The 26,149-nt window shown below is 60.4% G+C and carries 26 protein-coding genes, 1 tRNA gene and 1 pseudogene; 9 read left to right on the top strand and 19 right to left on the bottom strand.

From position 1 onward, the window contains the following. Positions 1-191 precede the first annotated feature (191 nt). Entirely contained in the window at positions 192-1,550 is a 1,359-nt protein-coding gene (locus tag EV561_RS11290) for an O-antigen ligase family protein (protein WP_132521668.1), read from the top strand. A 14-nt stretch (positions 1,551-1,564) separates the two neighbouring features. Here the strand turns inward: EV561_RS11290 and EV561_RS11285 are convergent, their stop codons facing one another. The 3 genes and pseudogenes from EV561_RS11285 to EV561_RS11275 all read right to left on the bottom strand — a co-directional run bounded on the left by EV561_RS11285 (position 1,565) and on the right by EV561_RS11275 (position 3,273). Next, positions 1,565-2,182 carry a pyridoxamine 5'-phosphate oxidase family protein gene (locus tag EV561_RS11285; protein WP_132521328.1) on the bottom strand — a complete coding sequence of 206 codons (618 nt, stop codon included), beginning with the start codon at positions 2,180-2,182 and terminating at the stop codon, positions 1,565-1,567. An 11-nt stretch (positions 2,183-2,193) separates the two neighbouring features. Further along, positions 2,194-2,658 carry a nuclear transport factor 2 family protein gene (locus EV561_RS11280; RefSeq protein ID WP_132521326.1) on the bottom strand — a complete coding sequence of 155 codons (465 nt, stop codon included), beginning with the start codon at positions 2,656-2,658 and terminating at the stop codon, positions 2,194-2,196. Positions 2,659-2,723: 65 nt separating this feature from the next. Next, positions 2,724-3,273: pseudogene (locus EV561_RS11275) on the bottom strand (peroxidase-related enzyme). 106 nt (positions 3,274-3,379) lie between these two features. Here EV561_RS11275 and EV561_RS11270 point away from each other — a divergent pair. After that, a complete protein-coding gene (locus tag EV561_RS11270; protein WP_132521324.1) occupies positions 3,380-4,279 on the top strand; it encodes a LysR family transcriptional regulator in 900 nt (299 codons plus the stop codon). Here the strand turns inward: EV561_RS11270 and EV561_RS11265 are convergent. The 3 genes from EV561_RS11265 to EV561_RS11255 form a co-directional block, all read right to left on the bottom strand. Further along, entirely contained in the window at positions 4,276-5,079 is an 804-nt protein-coding gene (locus EV561_RS11265) for an anti-sigma factor (protein ID WP_245512645.1), read from the bottom strand. The genes EV561_RS11270 and EV561_RS11265 overlap by 4 nt on opposite strands. Beyond that, positions 5,076-5,705 (bottom strand): RNA polymerase sigma factor, encoded by a 630-nt coding sequence (locus tag EV561_RS11260; protein ID WP_132521322.1) that lies wholly within the window; start codon positions 5,703-5,705, stop codon positions 5,076-5,078. Before EV561_RS11260 ends, EV561_RS11265 begins: the two co-directional genes overlap by 4 nt. Before the next feature lie 63 nt (positions 5,706-5,768). Continuing rightward, on the bottom strand, positions 5,769-6,308 hold the full coding sequence (locus EV561_RS11255) for a hypothetical protein (protein WP_132521320.1): 540 nt from the start codon (positions 6,306-6,308) through the stop codon (positions 5,769-5,771). 194 nt (positions 6,309-6,502) lie between these two features. Between EV561_RS11255 and EV561_RS11250 the strand changes: the two genes are divergently transcribed. The 3 genes from EV561_RS11250 (at position 6,503) to EV561_RS11240 (ending at position 9,387) form a co-directional block, all read left to right on the top strand. Continuing rightward, positions 6,503-7,555 carry a type III polyketide synthase gene (locus EV561_RS11250; protein ID WP_132521318.1) on the top strand — a complete coding sequence of 351 codons (1,053 nt, stop codon included), beginning with the start codon at positions 6,503-6,505 and terminating at the stop codon, positions 7,553-7,555. Next, positions 7,552-8,055, top strand: a complete 504-nt coding sequence (locus EV561_RS11245) for an isoprenylcysteine carboxylmethyltransferase family protein (protein ID WP_132521316.1) — start codon at positions 7,552-7,554, stop codon at positions 8,053-8,055. Before EV561_RS11250 ends, EV561_RS11245 begins: the two co-directional genes overlap by 4 nt. An 84-nt stretch (positions 8,056-8,139) precedes the next feature. Then, complete coding sequence (locus tag EV561_RS11240) at positions 8,140-9,387, top strand: FAD-binding oxidoreductase (RefSeq protein WP_132521314.1); 1,248 nt, start codon at positions 8,140-8,142, stop codon at positions 9,385-9,387. Between the two features lie 3 nt (positions 9,388-9,390). On the opposite strand, the gene EV561_RS11235 is transcribed toward EV561_RS11240, so the two are convergent. From EV561_RS11235 to rirA, 7 genes are all read right to left on the bottom strand, one after another. Continuing rightward, on the bottom strand, positions 9,391-9,918 hold the full coding sequence (locus EV561_RS11235) for a gluconokinase (RefSeq protein ID WP_132521312.1): 528 nt from the start codon (positions 9,916-9,918) through the stop codon (positions 9,391-9,393). A 25-nt stretch (positions 9,919-9,943) separates the two neighbouring features. After that, positions 9,944-10,897, bottom strand: coding sequence for a peptide ABC transporter ATP-binding protein (locus tag EV561_RS11230; RefSeq protein ID WP_132521310.1), 954 nt, complete (start codon positions 10,895-10,897; stop codon positions 9,944-9,946). Continuing rightward, complete coding sequence (locus tag EV561_RS11225) at positions 10,894-11,910, bottom strand: ABC transporter ATP-binding protein (protein WP_132521308.1); 1,017 nt, start codon at positions 11,908-11,910, stop codon at positions 10,894-10,896. The genes EV561_RS11230 and EV561_RS11225 overlap by 4 nt, the downstream gene beginning before the upstream one ends. Beyond that, a complete protein-coding gene (locus tag EV561_RS11220; RefSeq protein WP_132521306.1) occupies positions 11,911-12,804 on the bottom strand; it encodes an ABC transporter permease subunit in 894 nt (297 codons plus the stop codon). A gap of 10 nt (positions 12,805-12,814) precedes the next feature. Then, positions 12,815-13,819: an ABC transporter permease subunit gene (locus EV561_RS11215; RefSeq protein WP_132521304.1), complete on the bottom strand. Its 1,005-nt coding sequence runs from the start codon at positions 13,817-13,819 to the stop codon at positions 12,815-12,817. An 88-nt stretch (positions 13,820-13,907) separates the two neighbouring features. Further along, a complete protein-coding gene (locus tag EV561_RS11210) occupies positions 13,908-15,503 on the bottom strand; it encodes an ABC transporter substrate-binding protein (protein WP_132521302.1) in 1,596 nt (531 codons plus the stop codon). A 329-nt stretch (positions 15,504-15,832) separates the two neighbouring features. Next, positions 15,833-16,321 carry an iron-responsive transcriptional regulator RirA gene (gene rirA / locus EV561_RS11205; protein ID WP_132521300.1) on the bottom strand — a complete coding sequence of 163 codons (489 nt, stop codon included), beginning with the start codon at positions 16,319-16,321 and terminating at the stop codon, positions 15,833-15,835. A 142-nt stretch (positions 16,322-16,463) separates the two neighbouring features. Between rirA and EV561_RS11200 the strand changes: the two genes are divergently transcribed. Then, entirely contained in the window at positions 16,464-16,898 is a 435-nt protein-coding gene (locus EV561_RS11200; RefSeq protein WP_165927796.1) for an NUDIX domain-containing protein, read from the top strand. A gap of 29 nt (positions 16,899-16,927) precedes the next feature. Here the strand turns inward: EV561_RS11200 and EV561_RS11195 are convergent, their stop codons facing one another. Next, positions 16,928-17,269, bottom strand: coding sequence for a VOC family protein (locus EV561_RS11195; protein WP_132521296.1), 342 nt, complete (start codon positions 17,267-17,269; stop codon positions 16,928-16,930). A 229-nt stretch (positions 17,270-17,498) separates the two neighbouring features. Beyond that, entirely contained in the window at positions 17,499-18,995 is a 1,497-nt protein-coding gene (locus EV561_RS11190; RefSeq protein WP_132521294.1) for a CoA-acylating methylmalonate-semialdehyde dehydrogenase, read from the bottom strand. A 195-nt stretch (positions 18,996-19,190) separates the two neighbouring features. Between EV561_RS11190 and EV561_RS11185 the strand changes: the two genes are divergently transcribed. Then, complete coding sequence (locus tag EV561_RS11185; RefSeq protein WP_132521292.1) at positions 19,191-19,505, top strand: putative quinol monooxygenase; 315 nt, start codon at positions 19,191-19,193, stop codon at positions 19,503-19,505. Next, positions 19,502-20,383: a LysR family transcriptional regulator gene (locus tag EV561_RS11180; protein WP_132521290.1), complete on the top strand. Its 882-nt coding sequence runs from the start codon at positions 19,502-19,504 to the stop codon at positions 20,381-20,383. The genes EV561_RS11185 and EV561_RS11180 overlap by 4 nt, the downstream gene beginning before the upstream one ends. Here the strand turns inward: EV561_RS11180 and EV561_RS11175 are convergent. From EV561_RS11175 to EV561_RS11160, 4 genes are all read right to left on the bottom strand, one after another. Next, a complete protein-coding gene (locus tag EV561_RS11175; protein ID WP_132521288.1) occupies positions 20,378-20,557 on the bottom strand; it encodes a hypothetical protein in 180 nt (59 codons plus the stop codon). The genes EV561_RS11180 and EV561_RS11175 overlap by 6 nt on opposite strands. A 79-nt stretch (positions 20,558-20,636) precedes the next feature. Then, positions 20,637-21,077 (bottom strand): DUF4174 domain-containing protein, encoded by a 441-nt coding sequence (locus EV561_RS11170; protein ID WP_132521286.1) that lies wholly within the window; start codon positions 21,075-21,077, stop codon positions 20,637-20,639. A gap of 106 nt (positions 21,078-21,183) precedes the next feature. After that, positions 21,184-21,260, bottom strand: a tRNA-His gene (locus tag EV561_RS11165). 129 nt (positions 21,261-21,389) lie between these two features. Further along, the gene (locus EV561_RS11160; protein ID WP_132521284.1) at positions 21,390-21,839 is read right to left on the bottom strand and encodes a phasin; all 450 of its coding nucleotides are present in this window, start codon (positions 21,837-21,839) and stop codon (positions 21,390-21,392) included. A 228-nt stretch (positions 21,840-22,067) separates the two neighbouring features. Between EV561_RS11160 and EV561_RS11155 the strand changes: the two genes are divergently transcribed. Further along, positions 22,068-26,126, top strand: coding sequence for an ATP-binding protein (locus tag EV561_RS11155; RefSeq protein ID WP_132521282.1), 4,059 nt, complete (start codon positions 22,068-22,070; stop codon positions 26,124-26,126). Positions 26,127-26,149 lie beyond the last annotated feature (23 nt).

Genomic DNA, 26,149 nt, shown 5'->3' with positions numbered 1-26,149 from the left:
CACTGATTTAGCTTGAGAGACGTGATCGCCTCAATCTCGGCAAAAAGAGTTGTGTAATTGCCGGCCACGATCTCTCGCAGGCGCGTAGAAATCTCGATATAGCAACTATAGCATTGCGTGTAGACGAAGGCGGCTGTCTACACGAAAGCCGATCGATCGAGGAGCCGCATGATGAAGTTGTGTCGGTGTCCATGACCTTTGAAATTTCCAAGACCAAGATGCCATTGCTTCTTACACTGTTCGGAAGCTTGCTATGGATCCTTGCAGCATCAGCGCTTCTGGTCGAAACGGACACCTATCGCTACGTCTGCGGTATACTTGCCCTGATAGGGCTGACCTACTATCTGCGCATGCCCAACCGACCGCGCACGAACCGGCTCGGGTGGCTTTGCATGGCCTGGGGCGCTTATGTCATCATTCGCTATCTGATCGTCTATTTCACGACGTCGCCGCATGAAGTCGGTGCATCCGACTGGCTCTACGCCTTTCCCTTTTTCTTCCCGATCCTGGGCTTCGCGTTCGCCCTCTATACGCCTTACATGGAAAGGATCATCGCTGCCTTTCTTGGCATAACGCTGGTCATGCTTGCGGTAACCGTCAGCCTGCATATCCGGGAGATTTTTGCCGGCGACACGATCCGTCCTCTCATCATGAACAACCAGATCCATGGCGCGGTCGCCTGCGGCCTCATCATCATCTTCACGAGCTTCTGGTTGCTGCATTACCTGACTGACAGCAGGGCAAATCCGCTCATCGCCCGTTTTGCTTTCGTCGCGTCGCCGCTGATTTTCGCGCTCTGTCTGATCGCCATCTATGGCGCCAAGTCAAAAGGCGTGTGGCTCGCGATGGGCATCACGCTGCCTGTGCTTGCCGTCGTCATGCTGCGCTATGTGAAGCTGAAATCCGGCATCCTCGTCATTGCCTGTCTCGCCGTAGCGCTCGTTGCCGCCATTTACGGGGTGCGTGGAAACCTGATCCAGACGGCCGGCCCGACCGTAACCTCGGCCGCGTTGATGATCGACGAAATCACCGGCGGCCACGATATCAATGGCGTGGTCAATGGAACGATCGGCTCCACCGCCACGCCCGTTTCCATGGATCAGCGGCTTCAGCTCTGGTCTAACGGTTGGGAAGTCTTTTCCTCGGCACCGATTTTCGGCTGGGGAAGCAGATGGCTGGAGCGTTGGTACCACACCAAATATGCGGATGTCCCCTATACGCTGCTTCACAATGGCTATCTGGAAATGCTCGTTCGCTACGGTCTCTTCGGCGCCGTCGTGATGTCGATCATTCTTGGCATGCTCGTCGTCTCCGTCCGCCGTGCCTTGCAGGTCGGCGTGATCCCGAGGGCCGCGATGCATGCCTATATGGTGGGGCTGTTCTTCTTTGCCCTGACGCTGCTCAGCAACTCCAACAACAGGCTGGCGATCGGCGAAAGCTTTGCCCTCGTCAGTTCCGCCTTTGCCTGCTGGTGCAACATGCGCGTTCATGGACTAGCCGCAACCTCCAGGCTACAAACGACAGCGCGGGCGGTTGCCGTCAACGAATGACCGGCAACCGGAGCCTATGACTTGCTTTTCAGCTGAGCGATCTCGGCTTCGAGCGCCTTGATCCGCGCGTCCTTCTCGGTCATGAGAGCAAGGACCTCAGCCGCTTCGAAACGCTGCGGAATATGCTGCGGGCAATTCGCGTCCCAGGCCTCGACGGTAAAGAGGATCACCTGCTCCGGGCGGGCGCGGTAATCATGGGGCATCAGGCGGCCGATCAACGCGGCATCGTCTTCGACGACGCGAGCGGTCCCCCAGATTTTCACCCGCTGGCGCGTGCCGTAGTCGATCAGGAAGAGATGAGCCTTGGGGTTTTCAGCCAGGTTGCCCTGGCTGATATATTGGCGGTTGCCGGAGAAATCAGCGAAGCCGATCGTCTTTTCGTCCAGCACCGTCAGAAAGCCCGGCGGGCCACCGCGGTGCTGGATATAGGGCTGGCCATCCTTGCTGGCTGTGCCGAGGAAAGCGCTGATCTGGCTTTCGATGAAGACCTTCAGATCCGGCGTAATCTCCGTCATCCACGACCCGCGCTCTTCCATGCTCGCATAGCCGTGCCGCGAGCCCTTGCGCGCCTGGATCTCCTTGACGACGGGAGTAAATGCGATATCGCTGGAATAAGTGCGGGACATGTCCATGACGTTAGCCTCTAGAAGCCGAGGTCGCTCAGCGACGGATGATCGTCGGGCCGGCGGCCGAGCGGCCAGTGATATTTACGGTCTTTCTCGGCGATGGGGGCATCGTTGATGCAGGCCAGCCGGCGGCGCATCAGTCCGTCATCGTCGAATTCCCAGTTCTCGTTGCCGTAGCTGCGGTACCAGTTGCCGCTGTCGTCGTGCCATTCATAGGCAAAGCGCACTGCAATGCGGTTGCCATCGAATGCCCAGAGTTCCTTGATGAGGCGGTAATCGAGTTCGCGGCTCCACTTGCGAGTAAGAAAGGCGACAATGGCCTCGCGACCTTCGATGAATTCGGCGCGATTGCGCCAATGGCTGTCGACGGTATAGGCGAGCGACACGCGCGCAGGATCGCGGGTGTTCCAGCCATCCTCGGCCAGGCGCACTTTTTCGATGGCGGTTTCGCGGGTGAAGGGCGGAAATGGTGGGCGGCTCATAGCTTTCGTCCTTTTTCAAGAGAACCCGCTGGCGCGAATGACGCCAACGGATAAATCAATCTACATCAAGCGGCGTCGCGTGCGCGAACCAGCGGAAAATCGATTTCGGTCTTCAGCGCTTCGTTGAGATAATTGGTCCAGGTGTTGAGAGCGACGTCCAGTATGATCTCTATCACCTGCGCGTCCACTGTAACCTGCGGATTTGACCGCATCGACATCGGCTTCGCTGACGCGGCCACGCGCATGAGCAAGCTTTGCCGCAAAATGTACGGCCACGTCAGCCTTGGCGTCGTTCGAATGGCCGTCGCGATTGGCCGTGATTTCGGCTTCGTCCAACTTGGCGATATTCTTCGCGAGATAGCTATGGGCGGAAAGGCAGTAGCTGCAGCCGTTAACCTCGGCTACGGCGAGAGCGATGCGCTCACGCGTTGCTGCTGAAAGGGTGCCCTTTGCGAGTGCTCCAGAGACGCCGAGATAACCCTCCAGCGCCGCCGGGCTTGTCGCTACGAGACGGAAGAGGTTGGGGACCACCCCAAGCTGCTTCCCGGCCTCAAGCATAGGCTGAGATTTTGCGGGGGCGTCCTGGACTGTTGCCGGGGTTGGAATGCGAGACATAAATTTTACCTCCAAAAGATATTCCACGAGTTGTATGTAATTTCTTCCATTTCTTTGCGCTATCTGGCAAATTCGAGAGCGTTGTTCTCAAAAAATGGGAGGATGAATGGACCGTCTGGAATCCATGTCGATCTTTGTGATGGTGGTGGAAACCGGCAGCCTTTCCGCCACGTCGCGTAGGCTCGACATGCCGCTCGCAACGGTTAGTCGAAAGGTTGCCGATCTCGAGGATCATCTGCGGACACGGCTTTTCAGCCGCAGCGGCCGAAAACTCTCGCTGACGGACAGCGGGCTGGCCTATTTGGCCTCCTGCAAGCGTATTCTCGAACAGGTGGACGACGCCGAGCGCACCGCGGCCGGGGAATACCAGACGCCGCGAGGCGAGTTGACCATCACGGCGCCCGTGGTCTTCGGCCGGTTGCACGTTCTGCCGGTCGTCGTCGCCTTTCTACGGGCCTTTCCAGAGATCGACATCAGGCTCGCGCTCGTCGACAGGGTCACACATCTCTCCGACGAGCATCTGGACCTGGCGCTACGCATCGGCAACCTGCCCGACAGCGGCATGATTGCCACGCGTCTCGGCTCCATCCACCGCGTCTTCTGCGCAAGTCCTGCCTATCTTCTGGAAAGGAGCACACCGACAGCACCGGAGGATCTGCAGCATCATAGCCTCATCGCCTTCGAAGGCATGGGAGCGTCGCCATCGCAGGCATGGTCATTCAGCAGGGGCGGAGGCGATTTCCAGGTGCCCGTCCGGCCGCGGCTGTCTGTTACGACGGCGGAGGCGGCCATCGATGCTGCCGCCGCCGGCCTTGGGATTGCCCGGGTCCTTTCCTATCAGATTGCCGAGCAGCGCAAGGCCGGGACGATCGTCACGATCCTCGAGGAGTTCGAGCCGGCGCCGTGGTCCGTCAATTTCGTCTATGTCGGGCAAGGTCTGCTGCCGCTGAAATTGCGCGCCTTTCTCGACTTCGCCATTCCCCGGCTACGCACACGGCTGAGCTAGGCCGTCAGCCTTCCGCGCACGCTGTCGGCGAGTTCTTTCATCCGGTCGGCGGAATCATGGCCGATCAGCATGAAGGCGTGGGTGGCATTCGACCAATAGACGACGTTCATGCCACGGCGGCGCTCCATGTCGGGTGCCGCCGCGCCCTTGTCGGAAGGTATGATGCAGAGCGCCATGGGGCCGGTTTCAGGATCGAGATAGGCGATCTGCGCCAGCGGTCTGTTGTCATATTCAAGGATCTGCGCCCGGCGGAAATCCACACCGGGAAGAGCCACGGTTTCCGGCGACAACGGCAGGCCGACTTTGAAGCCGACCTCGGCGAGCTGCGCCATCTGCGTATTGCGGTCATTGGGAAGCGCACTCAGCGTATCTGTCGTATAGAGCGCCAGATACTCCGCCACCACGGCCCGCCAGTCGCTGCCCTCGTCCGGCCTTGAAATTTCGCGGCCGACCCGGCTGATGGTCTGGTCGACGGCGATGCCGGCGACGAGACACGCTGCGGCCGCGGCGAAGAAACTCCGGCGGCTCATGCCACCCGATGCCTGCCTGCGTCCAGATGTTGTGGGAATGGCGGCCAGCATGGCGTCGAGCCTTGCTGCAGGCGCCTTGTCAAGCAACGGTTGGAAAGCTTCGCCGAACGGCAGGTTGCTGCGCGACAGGAAATCGAAGCGTTCCGCCACGCGTTCATCCGTCTCTATCAATTTCTCGATGTGCTCACGCTCGGGCGAGCCAAGCTCACCGTCCATGAAAGCGACCAGCAATTCATCCGAGGGCATCTGTCTGTCTTCGTTCTGGGTCATCCCTGGCCCCCACTTGTTCGTCTTGCACCATCCGGCGGTCCCATGCCATCCGCCAGTTTCGCCCGCGCTGTCGCCAGGCGGCTCATCACAGTCCCGATCGGCACGTCGAGAATTTCCGCCACCTCGCGATAGGAAAGGCCTTCGACATAGGCGAGGAAGACTGCGGTGCGCTGGGCCTCCGGCAAGGCCTGCACCTGCTTCAACACCTGGCCGGCGAGAATATGCGTCTCGGTTTCCCGGGCCCCATCGAAAACCAGCGTCTCATCGGCATCCACGAAACCCTGTCCCATACGCACGCGGCGAGAACGGATTTCGTTCAGCCAGATGGAATGGAGGATGGCAAACAGCCAGCGATCCAATCTCGTTCCGGACACGAACTGCCCGGCGCGTTCCAGCGCCCGCACACAGGTCGCCTGAACGAGGTCGTCCGCCACGTCGCGCTGACGCGACAGGACGACGGCATAGCGCCAGAGCCGCGTCAAATGCTGCGACAGCCCTTTCCTGATGTCGTCTTCGCTCGCTATGGCACCCTCCGCGATGACTGCCTTTTTCGGAGTCGCCGGCCAACCCGGCGACTCCCTTTGTGGCCGACTATAAGCAGGAAATGAAGAATGAGCGATTGACACGCGCATATTCCTTTCGCAAGTGCCGAAATCATTCGCCGATCTGCTCATGCCGGCTCTGGCGCATCAGATCTTGGAGGGGTTCTGGATCGCTTCGTTGAGGTCCTGATATTCCTCGCAGCCGGTGCCGCAGAGCGTCTGGATGGTCTTCAGCTGATCCTTGGCGAGATCGATCTGGCCCTTGATGACGTAGGCTTCGCCGAGATATTCGCGGACCTTCGGATATTTCGGGTCCATCGCGACGGACTTGAGGTAGTAGGAAATGCCTTCATCCGTGCGGCCGAGCTTGCGGGTGGCATAGCCGCGATAGTTCAGGGCTTCCGCGGTGTTCGGATCCTTCATCGTGTCGAGGACTTCGAGGGCTTCCTCATAGCGATGATCCTTCTTGGCGAGCGAATATGCATAATCGGCGCGATTTTCATCGGTGATGTTCGCACCCTGCTGCTTCACGCACTTCTTGGCCTTCTTGTCGTAGATTTCGCCTTTCTTGCAGGTCGGCGTGTCGCTGCTGTCATCACCGATCGCAAAGACCGGAACGGAAAGCGCGCCGAGGGTCAGGCAGGCGCCGAGAGCGACAGAAGCAATGCGGATCATGGCAGACGTCATGGAATTTCTCCTTGGCAAATGGAACGTTGCGGCCAGAGAACACGCCATCTTCCGATTTTATTCGGCCGGTCATTCTTTTTTTCGATGAGTGATCTAGCCGGCCGCGATCACATTTTCGTGATCACGGTTAGTGAATATTACTGCCGGCAAAAGTGTTCCTAGATCGCTGCCGAGGGCCTCCAAGGAGAAACACATTGATCGATTCCGTAAAGCTACTGAGCTTGGCCGTCGCCGCTCCGGAGCATGTCATCTACCAATCGGACGCGGCCGAAACCGCCGCCAGGCTTTTCTCCAGCCGCTTCAGCGACTTCGGACATCTGGCACGTGTTTTTGGAAATGCGGGTATCTATAAGCGCCACACAGCGCGGCCGCTCTCGTGGTTCGAACAACCGCATGCATGGCATGACCGCATGGAGGCTTACACCGAGGTCGCCGGGCAGCTGTTCGTCGAGGTGACGAACAAGGCCCTTTATCGCGCCGGATTGAAGCCTCGGGATATAGATTGCATCGTCACCGTCTCGTCGACCGGCTTTGCGACGCCGAGCCTGGAAGCACGGTTTGCCGCCGAAATGGGCTTCCGCAGCGATATTGAGCGGGTGCCGATTTTCGGCCTCGGCTGCGCGGCGGGCGTTTCCGGCTTCGGTATCGCGACGCGGATGGCGAAAGGCCGGCCAGGCGCCACGGTTCTCTTTGTTTCCATCGAGCTTTGCTCGCTCGCATTCCGGCTCGATGAACTGACCCGCCCCAACATCATCGCGACGGCGCTCTTCGGCGACGGGGCCGGTGCCTGCATCCTCAGAGCCGGTGAAGGCGGATTGGCGGAAGTGGAATCGACCGGCGAACATCTGTTTCCGAATACGCTCGGCATCATGGGCTGGAAAATCGACGACATCGGCTTCGGCATCATCCTGGAGCAATCGCTGCCGCCCTTTGCCGAGAAGTATCTCGGAGAGGCAGTCGCCGGGATCCTTGCGCGTTCTGATCTCAAAATGGCGGATATCGATCGCTTCATCTGTCATCCCGGCGGCGCCAAGGTGCTGACGGCGATCGAGAGCTCGCTTTCGTTGGAGCCGGGGTCGCTGGACCATGAACGCGACGTGCTGAGCGACTATGGCAACATGTCGTCGCCCACGGTTCTTTTCGTACTGGAGCGGGCGATCATCGCCGGCCTGCCAAAGCGTTCCGCGATGATCGCGATGGGCCCGGGCTTTGCGGCAAGCTGCGTCACGTTGAAGGCACTGGCATGATGTGGCCCTCGGTCGCGCTCCTGCTCTTCGTCACGCTGCAGCGGCTTGGCGAACTCCTCTATGCCCGCCACAATACGCTGGCACTGCTTTCCCGCGGTGCCAGGGAGGTCGCTGCCGAGCATTATCCTTACATGGTGATGCTGCATACCGTCTGGCTCGCCGGATTATGGCTGCTGGCTCCGGATCGGCCGATCGATCTTCTCTGGTTCGCCGTCTTCATGCTCCTGCAACTGCTGCGCATCTGGGTGCTCGTCACCTTGAAGGAGCGCTGGACGACGCGGATCATCGTGCTGCCAAATGCTCCGCTGGTGCGCTCGGGGCCCTACAGGATATTGCGGCATCCCAACTATGCGATCGTCATCGGCGAGATTGCGGCGTTGCCGCTTGCTTTCGGCCTGCCCCTCTATGCGCTGGTTTTCTCTGTCTTCAATGGCGTGATCCTGACCGTTCGAATCCGGGCTGAGAACGCCGCCTTGTCCAGAACGATGCTTCAGGCTTGAAATATTTTTGTTTTTCCCGTTGCGTCGCAGCAATTCGATAGGCATTTTCATCCTTTAGAATGAATGCAGTAGATCGCAGGGTTCATGACAAAAGACGCAATCGTGCTTGGCGCCGGCATTGTCGGCGTGTCAACCGCCATCCATCTCCAGCGGCGCGGACGTCAGGTAATACTCATCGACCGGAAGGCTCCCGGCAAGGAAACCTCCTTCGGTAATGCCGGCCTCATCCAGCGCGAAGGCGTGGTGCCCTACGGCTTTCCGCAGCAGATCGGCATATTGCTGCGCTATGCGCTGAACAATCGCATCGATGCCCACTACCACCTGCGGGCGCTGCCCAGCCAGCTTGCGTTCCTTGCGCGCTACTGGTGGCATTCGAATGCCAAGCGGCACGAGATGATCGCCAGGGCCTATGCGCCGCTGATCGAGAATTCGATCCTGGAGCACAAGGATCTCATCGAGGCCTCGCATGCCGAAGCGTTGATCCGCAAGGACGGCTGGATGAAGGTTTTCCGCACGGCGGCTAGGCGGGACGCGGAGCTTGCTGAAGCTTCGAAGTGGCAAAAGGAATTCGAGGTCTCCTATGAGGCGCTCAGTGCGTCCGATATCGCCCGCATGGAGCCGAACATCACGGAAAGCTTCGTCGGCGGTATCAGATGGACCGATCCGTGGTCGGTGCTCGATCCGCATGCGCTGATCGCCGCTTACCGCAGCTATTTCGAAAGCCTCGGCGGACGTTTCGTTACCGGCGATGCCGCTTCACTCGGCCAGTCGGGTTCGGGCTGGAAGGTGATGACGTCGGAAGGCTCCATCGCGGCCGACGATGCGGTCATGGCGCTCGGCCCGTGGGCGGATATCGCGACGCAGCGGCTCGGCTATGCCTTCCCGCTCGGCGTCAAGCGCGGCTACCACATGCATTATTCGACGCAGGGCAATGCCATCCTCAACAACTGGACGCTGGATGCCGAGCGCGGCTATTTCCTGGCGCCGATGAACCAGGGCATCCGGCTGACCACCGGTGCGGAATTCGCATCCCGTGATGCGCCGAAGACGCCGGTCCAGCTCGACCGCGCGGAAGCCGTTGCCCGCACGATATTCCCGATCGGCGAAAGGCTTGATCCGGAACCCTGGATGGGCGCCCGCCCCTGCACGCCCGACATGATGCCCATTATCGGCAAGGCGCCGCGTCATAACGGGCTGTGGTTCGCCTTCGGCCACGCCCATCATGGCCTGACGCTCGGCCCCGTCACCGGCCGTGCGCTGGCCGAACTCATGACCGGCGAGACGCCGTTCATCGACATCTCGGCCTATTCGCCGCAGCGTTTCGGAGTCTAATAGCTATCTAATCGCGGCAAGCGCCTCGACTGCGGCATCGACGATGCCGTGGACCGTGTTGTCTATACCAACGGTGACGACGCCGGGTTCGCCGGTCGGGACTTCGAGCGTGCTCAGCTGGCTTTCCAGCAGCGCGGCCGGCATGAAGTGGCCTTTTCGCTCGCCCATGCGCTTGGTGAGCAGTTCCTTGGAACCTTCAAGATAGACGAAATAAAGATGGCCGCCGGCGGCAGCGCGCAGCCGGTCGCGATAGGAGAGCTTCAGGGCGGAGCATGTGACGACGACGCCCTCGCGGCGGGTCGTCCTTGCATGCAGCCTTTCGCCGATCAGGTCGAGCCAGGGCATCCGGTCCTCGTCGGTCAGCGGAATGCCCTTGCTCATCTTCTCGACATTGGCGGCCGGATGCAGGCTGTCGCCCTCGACATAGGAGAGACCGAGGCGGGTAGCCAGCGCCTGACCTACAGACGATTTTCCGCTGCCGCTGACACCCATGACGATGATCGCGGGCGGCTTCTTCCGTCGGTCCTGCATACCTTTCTCCTTCTATGCCACGTCGTCAGTCGAGCGGGAAATGGCAGGCATATTGATGCGTGCCTTCGCCACCGAGCTCTGGCGTTACGTTACGGCAACGGTCCTGAGCTTTCCAGCAACGCGGATTGAAGTGACAACCGGTGGGCGGGTTGAGCGGCGACGGCAGCTCGCCCTGCAGGCGGATACGGTTCTTCTCACGTTCGGGATCGGCGATCGGCGTCGCCGACAGCAGAGCCGCCGTATAGGGATGGCGCGGCTTTGCAAAGACTTGTGCGGCAGGGCCAACCTCGACCGGACGACCGAGATACATGACCATAATGTCGTCAGCGATATGATGGACAACGGAGAGGCCATGCGAGATGAAGAGATAGGCAAGGCCCATCTCCTTCTGCAGGTCCATCAAGAGGTTCAGCACCTGTGCCTGGATCGACAGGTCGAGTGCGGATACAGGCTCGTCGAGAACAAGCACCTTCGGCCGCAGCATCAGGGCGCGGGCAATCGCGATACGCTGGCGCTGGCCGCCGGAGAACATGTGCGGATAGCGGTCGTAGTGCTCAGGCCTGAGACCGACGCGCGCCATCATCTCCTCCGCCTTCTTACGGCGAGCGGCTGCATCGAGATCGGTGTTGATCTTCAACGGCTCTTCCAGGATCGAACCGACCTTCTGGCGCGGATTGAGCGAGCCGTAAGGGTTCTGGAACACGATCTGCACCTGGCTGCGCAGGCTGCGGTCACCGACATGCGCCGGCTTGCCGTCGATCAGCAATTCGCCGGCCGTCGGATCCTCGATCATGGTGACGAGGCGGGCGAGCGTCGACTTGCCGCAACCGGATTCGCCGACGACGGCGAGCGTCTTGCCCGACTGAAGGCTGAAGCTGACGCCGTTCAGCGCCTTGACCGTGGCCTCCGGCTTGAACATGCCGCGGCGGACTGTGTAGTAGCGGGCGAGATCGCGCCCTTCGAGAACAGCACCCGTCATGCGAGGCCTCCTGCGGATTCGGTCGCGACAAGGCCGGGATGGCCGACCGGCTTGCCGCCTTCAAGTGGATAGTTGCAAAGCGTCCGGCCGAGTTCCGGCCCCTGGCGCTTGACGCCGCGATCGCATTCGGGCGTCGCGAAGGAGCAGCGCGGTGCGAAGAGACAGCCGGTTGGGCGGTCATGCTGCCCGGGAACGACGCCTGCGATCGACGGCAGGCGCTGGCCGACCTCGGCACGCTCGGGCAGGGCCGAAAGCAGGGCTGCCGTATAGGGGTGATGCGGGTTGCGGAACAGGTCCTTGACCGGCTGTTCTTCAACCTTTTGCCCGGCATATTGCACCTGGACGCGCTCGGCGGTCTCGGCGACGACGCCCATGTCGTGGGTGATGAGGACAAGGGCCATGCCCTGTTCCTGCTGCAGGCGCACCAGGAGGTCGAGGATCTGCGCCTGGATTGTCACGTCGAGTGCCGTCGTCGGTTCGTCGGCGATCAGGAGCTTGGGATTGCAGGCGAGCGCCATCGCGATCATCACGCGCTGGCTCATGCCGCCCGACATCTGGTGCGGGAAGTTCGACAGGCGATCCTCCGGCGCCGGGATGCCGACGAGGTTCAGAAGCTCGATCGAGCGATCGCGGCGCTCCTTGCGGCCCATGCCCATGTGCACGCGCAGGGTCTCGCCGAGCTGGAAGCCGACCGTAAAGCACGGATTGAGGCTCGACATCGGCTCCTGGAAGATCATCGCCATGTCCTTGCCGATGATCTTGCGACGCTGGCGGCCGGAAATGCCACGCAGGTCCTGGCCATCGAACGACATGCGGTCAGCGGTAATCTTTGCCGTCCAGGGCAGAAGCCCCATCATGGCGAGCATCGAGACGGACTTACCCGAGCCGGATTCGCCCACGATGGAGAGGATTTCACCCTTGTCGCAGGTGAGCGAGACACCATCGACGGCACGGAACAGGCCGGACGCAGTCTGGAATTCGACGGTGAGATTTTCAATATTGAGAAGCGGCATTTAAGACCTCTTCAGCTTCGGGTCGAGCGCATCGCGCAGGCCGTCGCCCATCAGATTGATGGCGAGAACCGTGATCAGGATGCAGAGACCGGGGAAAGTGACGAGCCATGGGTTGCTCTGGAGGAATTCACGCGAATCCGCCAGCATCGTGCCCCATTCCGGCGTCGGCGGCTGGGCGCCCTGGCCAAGGAAACCGAGGGCGGCGGCGTCGAGGATCGCCGCAGAGAAGGACAGCGTCGCCTGGACGATCAGCGGCCCGAGACAGTTCGGCAGGATCGTCTTGAACATCAGCCGCAAAGGACCGGCACCGGAAACGCGCGAGGCGACGACATATTCCTTCTCGCGTTCGGACATGACGGATGCGCGGGTCAGGCGCACGAAATGCGGCTGGTTGACGATCGAGATCGCAATCATCGCATTCGTCAGGCCCGGACCGAGGATCGCGACCAGCACCAGCGCCAGCAGCAGCGACGGAACGGCGAGAATGATGTCCATCAGGCGCATGATGATCGTATCGGTGCGGCCGCGGACATAACCCGCGACGAGACCGATCAGCACGCCGGCCAAAGCCGACAGCGAGGCGACGACGAGGCCGATGAACAGCGAGAAACGCGTGCCGTAGATCAGGCGCGACAGGAGGTCGCGACCGTTCGCATCAGTGCCGAGCAGGAAGGAATCGTTGCCCCCGGCCGCCCAGGCGGGTGGGAGACGCTGCAATTCACTTCCATAGGGCAGGTTCGGATCATGCGGAGCAACGACGCCGGCGAAAACAGCCAACAGGAAGACAAACAGGAAGATCGCCAACCCGATGACGGCGCCCTTGTTACGCGAGAAATAATACCAGAACTCCGCCGCTGCGGAGGGTCGATCAGATTTGGCGCTTGCCACACTCATGAGCCGCTCCTTAGTGACGAATACGTGGATTGATGAAGCCGTAGAGCAAGTCCACGATCAAATTGACCAGCATAACGATGCCAGCGATCAGGAGAAGCCCGCCCTGGACGACCGGGTAGTCGCGCTTGAAGACAGCGTCGATCATCCATTTTCCGACGCCCGGCCAAGAGAAGATACTCTCAGTCAGGATGGCGCCGCCGAGGAGCACGCCGACCTGCAGGCCAATCGTCGTTACGACCGGGATCATGGCGTTGCGCAACGCATGGACGCTAATGACGCGCGTTGGAGTCAGGCCCTTAGATCGGGCGGTGCGCACATAATCCTCGCCAAGGATTTCCAGCATGGCCGAGCGCGTCTGGCGCGCGATGACCGCAAGTGGAATGGTACCAAGCACGACGGTCGGCAGGATCAGCGAATTCAAAGCCGAGGCAAAAGCGCCCTTCTGCCCGGACAGGAGACTGTCGATGAGCATGAAACCTGTAACGGGCTTGAAGAAATACATCAGCGAAATGCGGCCCGACACCGGCGTCCAGTGCAGCCAACCGTTGAAGACGATGATGAGGAGCAGGCCCCACCAGAAAATCGGCATGGAATAGCCGACCAGCGCCACGCCCATGATGCCCTGGTCGAACCAGGTGCCGCGCTTGACGGCGGCAATGACACCGGCTGGAATGCCAAGACAGATCGCCAGGATGATAGCGCAGAGCGACAGCTCAAGCGTGGCCGGAAAGAAGGTCAGGAATTCGGTCAGAACCGGCTTTTTCGTGAAGAGCGACAGGCCGAGGTTGCCGTGCACGATGTCGTTCAAATAGCCGAGATATTGCATCACGATGGGGCGGTCGTAACCGAGATCGTGCATGATCTGCGCATGACGCTCCGGCGCCATCACGCGCTCGCCGGACATCAGCATGACCGGATCGCCGGGTAGCAGGCGAATGAAGGAAAAGGCGATGATCGATACACCGAGGAATGTCGGGATCAGGACCGCAAGACGGCCCAGAAGAAATCGCAACATGGTAGTTGTCCAATATTTTTCCGGCGGTCAGGACTGATCCTGACCGCCGGCTAGCCCGGCTTCACCGGGCATTCTTACATAATGTTGCTTATTCGGCGATATCGACGCCGTCGAAGCGGTGAACACCGACCGGATCCTGTACAAAGCCGGAGACCTTGGCGCTCATCGGAACGAACTCGGTCGAATGGTCGAGCGTTGCCCAGGGGGCTTCCTTCTTGAAGACTTCCTGCGCCTGTTCGTAGAGCTTGGTGCGCTCCGCAATGTCAGCCGTCTGCTTCGCCTTCTTCGTCAGGGCGTCGAAGTCCTTGTTGCACCACTGAGCGCGGTTGTTGCCGCCGACGGCATCGCAGCCGAGCAAGGTGTCAAGGAAGTTGTCCGGGTCGCCGTTATCGCCGGTCCAGCCGAGGATTGCCGCACCGTCGCGGTCCTTGGCGGAGGAGAGCTTCAGGTACTGAGCCCAGTCATAAGTCACGATCTCAACCTTGACGCCGATCTTGGCAAGGTCTGCCTGCATCAGTTCAGCAGCGCGACGAGCGTTCAGCATGTAGGGACGCGAAACCGGCATCGCCCAGATCTTCATGCTGAGATCCTTGACGCCAGCATCGGCCAGCATCTTCTTGGCTGCATCCGGATCGTACTTATCGTCCTTGATGTTCTTGTTGTAGGACCACATGGTCGGCGGGATCGGGTTGGTTGCAACCTGTGCGGAGCCCTGGAAGACGGCATCGACGATCGCCTGCTTGTTAATCGCCATGTTGAGCGCCTTGCGCACTTCCGGCTTGTCGAACGGAGCAACCAGCGTGTTGTAGGCGAGGTAGGCGACGTTCAGGCCCGGCTGTTCCAGAACCTTGAGGCTCTTGTCGGCCTTGAGGTCCTTGATGTCGGCAGCGTTCGGGTAAGGCATGATCTGGCATTCGCCCGACTTCAGCTTCTGAGCGCGGACGGATGCATCCTTGGTGATCGCGAAGACGAGATCGTCGATCTTTTCCTTACCCTTGAAGTAGGTTTCGTTGGCCTTGTAGCGGATGACGGCATCCGGCTGGTAGGCAACGAAGGTGAAGGGGCCGGTGCCGAGCGGCTGCTGGTTCAGCTGCTCCATCTTGCCGTCGGCCTGAAGCTTGTCGGCATATTCCTTCGACATGATCGAGGCGAAGTCCATGGCGAGGTCGGCGATGAACGGCGCTTCAGGGTGGTTGAGGGTGAACTTGACGGTCAGATCGTCAACCTTTTCAACCGACTTGATGAGCGTCGGGAAACCCATGCCGGCGGCATATTCGTAGGATACGCCAGAGATGTACTTTGCCCACGGGCTGTCTGCCTTAAGCTGGCGCTCAAAGGAAAAGACAACATCGTCGGCATTGAGATCGCGCGTCGGCGTAAAGAAATCGGTAGTCTGGAACTTCACACCCTTGCGGAGCTTGAAGGTGTATTCCTTGCCATCGTCGGAAACCTTCCAGCTCTCGGCAAGGCCAGGCTCGACTTCGGTGCTGCCATGCTTGAATTCGACGAGGCGGCTATAGACGGTGCGCGAAGACGCATCAAACGTCGTGCCTGCGGTGTAGATGCCGGGATCGAAACCTTCCGGAGAATCCTCAGAGCAATAGACGAGCGTTTTGGACCAGGCGGACGTCGCCATGACCGAAGCCAAGACGGTCGCTGCCATCAGGACAGAGAACTTTTTCATTGTATCGTTTCCCAGGTTGTTCTTCTTCTGAAGTCGAGGATCCAGGCACCCCTGCCCCGATCGACGGCAGATGGAACGATATTTGAAGTGTGAAAGCAACACGCCGTTTCGAAAATTTTTCCGGTTGGTCCAGTTTGGAAATTTTCAATCAAAAATCGTCTTGGATAGGAAATAATCGGATTAAAAAATGAGCAAAATCGACGGATTCGGAACAATTCTGTCATATTTCCGACGCCTTATGAAGTGAATGCGACGCACCCCCGTAGTCCGCGTAAAAAAAAGGCGGCCGTGGATACGACCGCCTTCTCGTTGAATTGAAACTTTGAACTTCACGCTGCCGGTGCAGCGATGACAGCCTTCTTGGCTACAACCTTGTGGTCGAGATCGGTAAGGCCAAGTAGGAAATTGATCTGCGGGCGCGCCTTAACGAGATCATCGATCGAGTACTCGGTCAGCACATCGAAGAAAGCGTTCAGCGCCTTGCGCAATGCCGAATTCAGGCCGCAGCTATCGACCAGCGGGCATTCGACGGCGCCATCCTCGAAACATTCCGCCATGGCGAAGCTGTCCTCGGTCACACGCACGACATCGAAAAGGCTGATCTTCTCCGCCGACTTGGCAAGACGCACGCCACCATTGCGGCCGCGCACGGTTTCAACGAGACCCGCCTTGGTCAACGGCTGGAGAATCTTGAAGAGGAACAGTTCGGAGACGCCGTAAGCTCTTGCGATTTCCGGAATACGGCTCAGATGACCGTCATTGGCCGCACAATACATCAGCATGCGCACCGCATAGTTGGTCTGCTTCGTCAAACGCATGCCGATCTCCTGAATCACAGCCTTCTGGACGGTATATAGTGCCTTTCGTAGTTTTGAACAATTCCAAAAGATGAAATTCATAGTCACGTTAACAGGACCGTGATACCCGATGCGTTCTGCAATCGGGGACGGAGAACAGGCCATGGAACAAGCGATCCGCGCAATTGCGCTCGCCTGCATCATCCACCCGTCGACGAAACGGCTGCTGGTCTTCGAAGGGCGAGACCGGACACGGGACCTCACCTATAACCGGCCGTTCGGCGGTGGCATCGCATTTGGTGAAACTGCGGAAATGGCGGTCCGGCGAGAAGTCATGGAAGAGATCGGCGTCGAGATCGTTCCGCAACGATTGCTGACGGCCATGCAATTAATCTTCGTTTCCGAAAACAAGCACCGGCATGAGATAGCCCTGCTCGTAGAATGCCGCTTCGCTGAAAACAGCCTTTACGCCCACGATATCTTTCCCGACCTCGAGGGCAATGGCGAATTTGGATTCTGGCGATCCGCGGAAAGCCAAACTACTCTATTTCCCGACGGGCTGCCGCATGTCCTGGCATCGTTCCATCTGCTTGGATGACGCAAAGGCAGCCGGCACGCGGACGGGCGTCAAGCAGAAACCCAGACCGCCATCTCCATTCCGCCGGGTTCGCGGAAATGAAAGCGGCGGCCGCCGGGGAAGTTGAAGGGCGCGCGGGTGACGACACCGCCTGCCAGCTCGACCGTGCGCAAGGCCGCTTCCAGATCGGTGGTGCGCACGACAGGCAAGGGTGCGGCCGTGGCTTCCGCAGCATCGCCCTGGATGCCGGCGTCTATGCCGGCCGCCTCGATGGCATGATAGGTCGGGCCGTAGCTGACGAAGCTCCATTCGAAAGCCTCCTCGAAGAAGCGCCGGGTCTTCAGCCCATCCGATGACGGAAATTCGAGATAGTCGATCTGGTACGTGACCATGGAGCTCTCCATCGCTGCGCCGTATTTCGTGAAATTGCGCAGTAAGGTGTTGGTTCCGTTCACGGGCTCGATCAAGCGATTGCTTTAGCAGGCCCGAATTTAGTTCATGTTTTGTTCTAAATCATCCCCGCTGATGCGGCAAGAGAAAATCGGACTTGGTTGCAGAAACAAAACTGCCGCCAATCCACGAGGGAAATGGCGGCAGGAAAATTTCGACTGAAGCCGGCCCTTACTTCATGGTCGGCATGACGAATTCAGCGCCGTCCTTGATGCCTGATGGCCAGCGGGCAGTGATCGTCTTGGTCCTGGTCCAGAACTTGATCGAGTCCGTGCCGTGCTGGTTCAGGTCGCCGAAGCTCGATGCCTTCCAGCCGCCGAAAGAGTGGTAGGCCAGCGGAACCGGGATCGGGACGTTGACGCCGATCATGCCGATGTTGATGCGCGAGGCGAAGTCGCGGGCGGCATCGCCGTCGCGGGTGTAGATCGCAACGCCGTTGCCGTATTCATGCTTCATCGGCAGGTCGAGCGCTTCTTCATAGTTCTTGGCGCGAACGACCGAGAGGACAGGCCCGAAGATTTCGGTCTTGTAGATATCCATGTCGGGCGTGACGTGGTCGAAGAGGGTGCCGCCGACGAAATAGCCGTCCTCGTAGCCCTGGAGCTTGAAGCCGCGGCCGTCGACGACGAGCTTGGCGCCCTGCTCGACGCCACGATCGATCAGGCCGTTGACCCTATTATAGGCGTCCTTGGTGACCAGCGGTCCCATGTCGGCCTTTTCGTCGGTATAGGGGCCGATGCGCAGCGATTCGATCTTCGGCGTCAGCTTTTCGACAAGGCGGTCGGCGGTTTCTTCGCCGACCGGAACGGCAACCGAGATCGCCATGCAGCGCTCGCCGGCGGAGCCATAGCCGGCACCCATCAGCGCGTTGACGGCCTGGTCCATGTCGGCGTCAGGCATGATGATCATGTGGTTCTTTGCGCCGCCGAAGCACTGGGCGCGCTTGCCGTTCATGGCAGCCGTGCCATAGACGTAGCGGGCGATCGGCGTCGAGCCGACGAAGGTGACGGCGCCGATATCCGGATCGGTCAGGATCGCATCGACGGCTGCCTTGTCGCCGTTGACGACGTTGAGGATGCCTGCCGGTAGACCAGCCTCGATCATCAGCTCGGCCAAGCGGATCGGCACGGAAGGATCGCGCTCGGAAGGCTTGAGGATGAAGGCATTGCCGCAGGCGATCGCCGGCGCAAACATCCACATCGGGATCATGGCCGGGAAATTGAACGGGGTGATGCCGGCGCCGATGCCGACGGGCTGGCGGATCGAATACATGTCGATTGCCGGACCTGCGCCCTCGGTGAACTCGCCCTTCTGCAGATGCGGGATGCCGCAGACAAATTCGCAGACTTCGAGGCCGCGGATGAGGTCACCCTTGGAATCCTCCACCGTCTTGCCATGCTCGCTGGAGAGCAAGGTGGCCAGCTCGTCCATATGCTGGTTCAGCAATTCGACGAACTTGAAGAAGACGCGGGCGCGGCGCTGCGGGTTGGTTGCTGCCCATTTCGGCTGCGCCGCCTTGGCGTTTTCGACCGCTGCGCGGATCTCTTCAACGCCCGCAAGCGCGACAGTCGCCTGCACTTCGCCCGTTGCGGGATTGTAGACGTTGCTGACGCGTCCGCTCTTGCCGGCGACCTGTTTGCCGCCGATGAAATGGCCGATCTCACGCATGGATGTTCTCCTCCTGATTATTGGATGGGCAACAATTGCACTTCAATTTGCACAAATCAATGCGCTGATATAAGCAACCGTTGTGCAGAAATTGCAGTTCCATCGCACCGGCTGTCTCTTCAGCCGTTATGCGAGACTTGGCGCAGCAAAGCGGCGGGACAAGATGTCGGAGGCGGACAAAGGGACCTGAGAGCGATGAGCGAAAAGCATATTGTCAGAATGGCGGAGTTGGAGATCGATCCCACGCGGCTCGATGCCTATCGCGCGTTGCTGGCCGAGGAAATCGAGGCGTCGATCCGGCTCGAAGAGGGCGTCCTTTCGCTGAACGCGGTCACCATCAAGGACAAGCCGCACCAGATCCGTATCCTCGAAGTATACGCCAGCCAGGAGGCTTACGAGGCGCATCTGAAGACGCCACATTTCTTGAAATACAAGCAGCAGACCGCCGATATGGTGGTATCGCTGACGCTGATCGACGTCGAGCCGATCATTATGCGCGGCAAGCCATGAACTGGGACGACGTTCGCATCTTCCTCGCCGTTGCCCGGACAGGGCAGCTTCTGGCCGCTTCCAAGCGGCTGGGCCTGAACCATGCCACGCTTTCGCGACGGCTGACCTCGTTGGAGGAGGCGCTGAAGACCCGGCTCTTCATCCGGCGCACCAATGGCTGTGAACTGACCGAGGAAGGGGGAAGCTTTCTCGTCTCGGCGGAACGCATGGAAACCGAAATGCTTGCGGCCCAAACCAAACTGGGCCGGACCGACACTGCAATCGCCGGCACGGTCCGCATCGGAGCGCCCGACGGCTTCGGCGTTTCCTTTCTTGCGCCGCGAATGGGAAGGCTGATCGAGCGCCATCCGGAACTGCGCATCCAGTTGGTGCCGGTCCCCCGCTCCTTCTCGCTGTCGCAGCGCGAGGCCGATATCGCCATCACGCTGGAGCGGCCTGAAAAGGGCCGGCTCATTTCCTCCAAGCTCATCGACTATACGCTCGGCCTTTATGCGTCGCGGACCTATCTCGACAAGGGGGGCGCGCCTGAAACCGTGGACGCGCTGAAACAGCATCCGCGCATCGGCTATGTGGAAGACCTGATCTTTACCGCCTCGCTGGATTTCACCGGCGAAGTGATGCGCAGCTGGGATGCCGCCTTTGAGATATCGACGGCGATCGGCCAGACGGAAGCCGTCCGTTCCGGTGCCGGCATCGGCATCCTGCACGACTACATCGCCCGGCAATATCCGGAGCTCGTCCGCATCCTGCCTGACATCTCCATCCGCCGCGCCTATTGGACGACCTATCACGAAAGCGCCCGCGATCTCGTTCGCGTGCGCACCGTTGTCGATTTCCTGCAGGAGCTGGTGGGCGAAGAGCGACAGATATTCCTATAGGCGGAAATTGCTGCCGGTCACGTGCTTCGGCGGTTCGTTGTTCTCGTCGGGATTGGGCAAGGGCACCTCGTCGGGAAGCGTATCGGGCTCCGGTTCCTTGATCGGCGGCGTCGGCTTCCCGCCAGGCCCCGGCATTGGCGGCTGATCGGGGATAGGTTCGTTCGGTACGGACATGACCAAACTCCTTTCTCTGTCTCGCGTCTTGGCTGGGCTCGCGTCTTGGCTGGGCTTTCATCTCAGCTGCGGATGGCCGCTATTGCTGCGCCTGCGGGCCGGGTTCGGCAGCGCGAACGGGCATGCCGTCGATGATGGCGAAGAGTTCGTCTGCGACGACGGGCTCGGCGGCCCTGAGCTTCACCGTGCCATCCTTCCCGATCAGCACCATGGCAAAATCGCCATCCTCCGGCCTGTCGAGATCCCTGCGGATCGCTTGACCGTCAATATCCTGACCGGACCCAAAGAGAAACGAAACGGCGTCGCCACGCAGGCGCAGAATGATCATGTCCCGCTCTTCGAGGTCGTTTCTCTGAGCCAGAAGCAGGTTTTCCTGACGGGCAGCGCGGGCATAGTTCTCATCGGAAAATACAATGAGAACGCGGTTCTTCCACTGGAACTGATCAAGGCTTGCAACAGGCGCATAGGCCCCGCTCGTCTCGTCTACCTTGGTTGCGCCGTAAAGAAGGGATTTCGTCATGCTCGCATCTCCACTTGTGTAGGGAGAACGGAGGCCACCCATGATGGGTTCCATGGAACGTGACGGGTGACGGGAATCACCGGGGAGAATGAGGATTTTAGTGGAATGGTACGGTTGGGGGGTCTCGAACCTCCGACCTCAGGTGCCACAAACCTGCGCTCTAACCAACTGAGCTACAACCGCACAAATCGTCGCCTTGGCGCGACGGGGTCCCAATACGAGGACTTCGAAATTATTTCAAGTCCTATCTGGCATAATATAGAAAAAGGCCGGACATGAAGTCCAGCCTCTTGCCTTGGGAGGCTATTTAATTCAGGCAGCCTTGAAGGAAGACATGGCCTTTTCAGCGGCTGTCTTGGCAGGCTTTGCAACGGTCTCGACAACCTTCTTGGAGGCTTCCTGCATGGCCTTGGCCTGCTCGACGGTCACTTCCGCCTGCTTGCGGATGAAGGAGGTCTGAAGCTCGACGAATTCGGCAACCGACTTGACGCCAAGCAGCGCTTCCATGTGCGCGAAGGAGTTTTCAGCGTTGGTGCGCAGGGCGTCGATCGCCTTGAGGCCGAGTTCCACGGTGCCGGCCTGTGCGCTCTGCATCGTAGCCTCGACGGTCTTGCTTGCATCTTCTGCAGCGACCTTCATCTTGGCAAAGGCTTCCTTGGACTGGAAAGCGCCCTTTTCAGCGAAATCGCGCAGGGTTTCCTGGAACTTCGAAGGGTCGAAGGAGGAGATTGAAAAAACGTCATCTTTCTTTACGGTAGCCATGCGTAAGCGCTCCTGTTGGCGGGCCCTCTCCGGAGGCGCCCGATGATGAATTCGATAAACGTCATATAATGCAGTTCGTTGTGCGTTGCAACATTTTTTGTGCATCGCACAACGCGTTAACCTTTCCGCCCGAAAGCCGGGCGCCTCGCTGGACCTCAAACGGGGGCGCCGTTATTAATGAAACGTTAATTGAAGGAAGGCCTTGAAGCCCGAGCAGCAGGTTGGAAAATGCCCGCAATCCAGTATCCGTTCATCGATATCGCCGTCCATCCGCGTGTGCGGGAGCGCTTTGCACGCGGCGAGGCGATGGTCCTGTTCTCGACCGGATTGGACCGGGTGCTCTGGGCCAATGGCGCGGGCGCCGATCTGTTCGGCTATTCGGCCATTTACGATTTTCTTGAGCAGGGCGCGCGGCCCGGCGATGTCTCTTTCCGGCAGATCGCGGCCACGGCCCACCAACTGGCATCGGTCGGCGACAACCGGAATTTCCTGATCCGCATGGCATCGGGCTTCCGACGCACCGTCGTCAACGCCGCCGTCGAAATGATCCGCGTTCAATCCGGCGAAGATGCGGTTCTCTTTTCTGCGCCGGTCTCGACCCAGCCGCTTTCGGCCGCCGAGAGCGCCCGGCGCATGCTCGACGGTTTTGACGATGCCGATACGCATATGGCCGTGATCGGCCGCGAGGGCGACGTCATCGCCGCATCCAGCCATTTCAAGGCGCTCGACATCACGCCGCAGACGGCGCGGATGCTGATCAACATGGCCGGCGCCCAGCCAGACCGGCTGATCAAACGGCCTATCCCGACCGGCCAGGGCTACCTGCCGGCAGCGCTTGGCAAGCTTTCCGAAATTCCGGCGCTGAACCTGCTCTTCGTCGTCGAAACCGTCATCGGCCATCTCGATCCGGTCGAGAACTTCGAGCCGGAAGAAGAGGCAGGCGCGCCGCAAGCTGTTACCGCTGCCGCAGCCGTTGAATCTGCAACAGCCCTGGAGGATGCGACTGAAGAAACAATGCCGGTCGTCGAGCAGCGGGTCCCAACGCTGGAGACGGTGCCGCATCCAGCCGAGCGAGCGGCAGATGGCCAATTCGCCGATGTCCTCGACGCCGTCGCCGACATCGAGGAGACTGCGGACGATGTAGCGCTGGACGCCGAGGCGCCGGATGAATCCGATGCAAGCCTCGAGGATGTCGACGCGCTCGCCGTGGTCGATGGCGCGACGGTGGAGGATATCGAGGCTGCCGGCCGGTATGAGGTGACTGACGTATCTGGCGAGACCGAAGAGCCCAAGCTCGAGCAGACGCAAACGGCCTTCGACGAAACCAATGCTCGCGCCGAAACGCATGATGAGGCATTGCCAGAAGCTGAGCCCGCCGCGCCCGCCGTCGATACGGCTTCGGTAAGCGAACAGCTCTTCGGGCAGAGCGAGCCGACTGAAGAGACCACGCGACCCGAGGAAAGCCACGTCGCCGAGACCGCACATGCCGCATCTCCGGTAGAGCCCGTCGTTGAGCATGCGGCAATCGAAGCCGCTGCCAATGAGCCCAAGCAGCAGGAAATTCAGGCAGCGGCTGCCGAGACGGCAGCACCGGATGGACCGCAGGCCTTTGCCTACAAGCCGAATGGTCGCGCCACCCGTTTCGTCTGGAAGATCGATGCCGAGGGACGTTTCAGCGAAGTCTCCCATGAATTTGCCGATGCCGTAGGCCCGCATGCCACCAATGTAACCGGCGTCGCCTTCACCGATATCGCAGCGCTCTTCAATCTCGACCCGGACGGAAAGATCGCCGAGTTGCTGGCGCGGCGCGATACGTGGTCCGGCCGCACGATCTACTGGCCGATCGAAGGGACGAGCCTGATGGTGCCCGTCGATCTGGCCGCCCTGCCGACCTATACGCGCAGCCGCGAATTCGACGGCTTCCGGGGTTTTGGCGTGGTGCGCCTTTCCGACGCGATCGAGGATCCGTCGAGGCTTGGCCTGACGCTGGCCCCGGCCTCCGATGAAGCGAAGCAAGCCGAGGAAACGCAGTCGGAGGCTGGAGAGCCGTCCGAGAATGAGGTCGCGCCAATCTTCGACGCAATTGAGCCGGAGACGGATAGGTCTGATGAAGCGGTGGAGCCTGTTGCCGGCCACGGAATTGATGTGGCGCAAAGCGAAGCCGAGTCCGAGCAGCTAGAGACGCATCAGGATGAGGAAATAGCGGACCACGCTGCCGCCGAGGAGCTTGAGACCGACAATCCCGAGCTTGAATTCCCACCGTTGTCGGAACCCCCTGCGCTGAAAATCTCCGATTCGCCGAACAGGCGTCTTTCGGACAAGATCGTACGGCTGCACGAGCACCGCCTGAACATTCGTGATGGCCTCTCCGCAAGCGAACAAGCCGCTTTCAACGAGATCGCACGCCAGCTCCAGCCATTCGGCCAGCGCAGCGAGCAGGCGACGGAGGCGGCGGAGGCCGAACCCGCGGCGAATATCGCTGATGAGGCCCTTGCTGGTGATGCCGGAAGGCAGAACATCCCGGCAGACCAAGAGGCACAAACGGAAGCTCCCCGCGAGAGCGAGAGCATGGCTGAGGCTGAGACTGCAGCCGAACAGGAGCAATCGGTTGCCGCGCCGGAATCCGTGGCCGTGGCCGTCGAAAGCGACAATGACAATCAGGAGCCGGCAGCAGACGAACAGGACGGAGAGCGTACGTCGGCAGCAGTCAGCGAACCGGAAGAGGATTTCAATCCGCTGGACGTGCTGAGCACGGCTATTCCGCCGCGCGTGAAGATGACGAGCGGACTTTCCGCCGACACGGTCGACCAGATGCCGGTGGCGCTTCTCGTCCATGCCGGCGACAAGCTGATGCACGCCAACCCCGAACTGTTGCGCCTGACGGGCTACGAATCGCTTGCCGATATCGAACGAGTGGGCGGTCTTGATGCGCTGCTGCAGCGCCATGACCTCGAGGGCAAGACTGAGCGGCCGGGCACGATGATGGTGGTGCGTTCCGACGATGCGCTGATCCCGGTCACCGCACGGCTGCAGTCGATCCGCTGGGAAGACGGCAGCGCCCTGATGCTGGCGCTGATGCCTGTTGAAAAGGATGAAGGTCGCGACGAAACGCCCGCCGATATCAGGGAAGAGGCTCGCCCCGAACGCATGCTGGAAAAGGTCGCCAAGCTGCAGGTCGAGGTCGAGGAACTTCAATCGATCCTGGAAACGGCAACCGACGGCGTGGTCATCATCGGGCCGGAAGGCGAGATGCGTTCGATGAACCGGTCTGCAAGCGCGCTGTTCAACTATGACGACCAGGAAACGCGCGGAAAGCCCTTCGTCATGCTGTTTGCGCATGAGAGCCAGAAGGCGGTGCTCGACTATCTGAGCGGGCTTTCCGGCCATGGCGTCGCGAGCGTGCTGAACGACGGCCGCGAGGTCATCGGTCGCGAGGCGTCGGGCGGCTTCGTGCCGCTGTTCATGACCATGGGCCGGCTCACCTCGTCGAACGGCTACTGCGCCGTCATCCGCGATATCACGCAATGGAAGCGCACCGAGGAGGAACTCCGCAACGCCAAGCGCGCCGCCGAGACCGCCAATGCCCACAAGAGCGATTTCCTGGCGCGCGTCAGCCATGAAATCCGCACGCCGCTCAACGCGATCATCGGCTTCTCCGACATGATGGCCGGCGAGCGCTTCGGCCCGATCGGCCACTCGCGCTATATCGAATATGCCAACGACATCGGTCGTTCCGGTCGGCATGTGCTCGACATCGTCAACGACCTGCTCGACATTTCCAAGATCGAAGCGGGCGAGATGGACCTCGAATTCGGCGCCGTCGGCCTGAACGAGGCGATCTCGGAGGCCGTCTCGCTGGTGCAGCCGCAGGCCAACAGCCAGAGGGTCATCATCCGCACGGCGCTGTCGCAGTCGGTACCGAACGTGGTCGCCGACCTGCGCTCGATCAAGCAGATCGCCCTCAACATCCTGTCGAACGCGATCCGGTTCACGCCCTCAGGCGGCCAGATCGTCGTCTCCACCTCCTACGAGCCGTCAGGCACCGTCGTCATGCGCATTCGCGACACGGGCGTCGGCATGACCCGCACGGAGCTGGAACAGGCGATGAAGCCCTTCCGGCAGGTATCGACCAATTCCCGCCAGCGCGGCGACGGCACTGGCCTCGGCCTGCCTCTCACCAAGGCCATGGTCGACGCCAACCGCGCGATCTTCTCGATCAACTCCGCACCGAACGAAGGCACGCTGGTAGAAATCACCTTCCCCTCGCCGCGGGTTCTGGCGAATTAGGTTTTTTGTCTTGCACCCAACGA

It is taken from the genome of Rhizobium sp. BK376, assembly GCF_004341625.1.
Lineage (GTDB): Bacteria > Pseudomonadota > Alphaproteobacteria > Rhizobiales > Rhizobiaceae > Rhizobium.
This window is presented reverse-complemented; position numbering and strand designations above follow the sequence as displayed.